The sequence below is a fragment of the Variovorax glucosi genome (assembly GCF_051216695.1).
GTDB lineage: Bacteria > Pseudomonadota > Gammaproteobacteria > Burkholderiales > Burkholderiaceae_C > Variovorax.
On the sequence record NZ_JBPJZE010000246.1, the window covers coordinates 1 to 1,174 of the forward strand.

Sequence of the window (1,174 nt, forward strand, 5' to 3'; positions counted from 1 at the left end):
CGAGCAGGATGGCGGTGGTGCTGCCCTCCGCCATGGTGACGGTGCCGGTCTCGTCGCTGGCGCGTGTGGACAGGTGAACGGTGCCGCGCTTGGCAGTCGAGGTGGTCGCCACGACCACGCCCGCCTGGGTGACCGAATGGCCGGTCAGCGTGACGTCGCCGGTGGTGGCGGCGATCAGGCCGGTGTTGACGACGGTGCCCGAGGTGCTGCCGGCGCTGCGCGAGGTCGAGACTTCGTTGCCCGCTGTGGTCGAGGCCTGGTTGGCCTCTGTGCCCACGCCCTTGCGGATCGTGAAGCTGTCGCCTGCAGCCAGCACGGCCTGGCCCGAGGGCGTGGTGATCTGGCCGGCGTTTGGCACCTCCTTGCCCAGCAGCAGCACGTAGCCGCCGCCCTGTGTGACCGACTGGGGCGTGTGGGTGTTGATCTGTGCGCCGGCCTGGACTTCGACCGTGCCCCCGGCATCGGTGAAGGTGGGCGCGCTGCCGTTGGTGTCGACGTACAGGCCCTTGGTGCGGAACTGCTCGTCCGAGATCTTCGCCGCGGCCGCCACGAGATTGCGCGTGTTGACCTGGCTGGTGCCGGAGAACACCACGCCGTTGCGGTTGGCAATGAGCACCGTGCCGTCGGCCTTGATCTGGCCCTGGATCTGCGAGGGGCGCGCCTGCGGATCGTTGACCTTGTTGAGCACGGCCCAGTCGGCTTGCTGCTTGAAATCGACCGTCGTGTTGCGCCCGACGTTGAAGGTCTCCCAGTTGAGGATGGCCTTGTCGCCGGTCTGCTGGATGGCGACGTTCGTGCGGCCATCGACCTGCGACTGCACCGGGGCGTTGGCGTTGTGCCAGCCGGCCGTGAGGCTGTTGGTGTCGATCTTCAGGCCACCGTCGGCCAGGCCATCGGGCACCGAGGGATCGTTCTGCGCGGCCGCGCGCGCAGCGGCCTGTGCCGCCTGCTGCGCTGCAATCGCCTGCGCCGCCAGGTTGAGGTTGTTGATCGAACGCTGCAACTGGGCATTGGCTTGCTGCTGCTGGGCCTGCGGGCTGGTCAGTGTCGAGGCCGGCATGCCGTTGGGCAGACGGCCCGTCTGCATCGCATTGCTCTGGGCCAGGTTCTTCTGCGCCATCCAGCCTGCGCTGAAGGCGCGCTGCGCATGCGCGCTGCCGACCATGCCTCCTGC

General features: G+C 68.7%; 1 protein-coding gene. It reads right to left on the bottom strand.

Annotated features, from left to right (window positions below; all coding sequences use genetic code 11):
• Positions 1 to 1,165: two-partner secretion domain-containing protein (locus ACSFA3_RS24670; RefSeq protein ID WP_435507996.1), on the bottom strand; the 1,165-nt coding region annotated here is incomplete at its 3' end.
• Between the last annotated feature and the right edge of the window lie 9 nt (positions 1,166 to 1,174).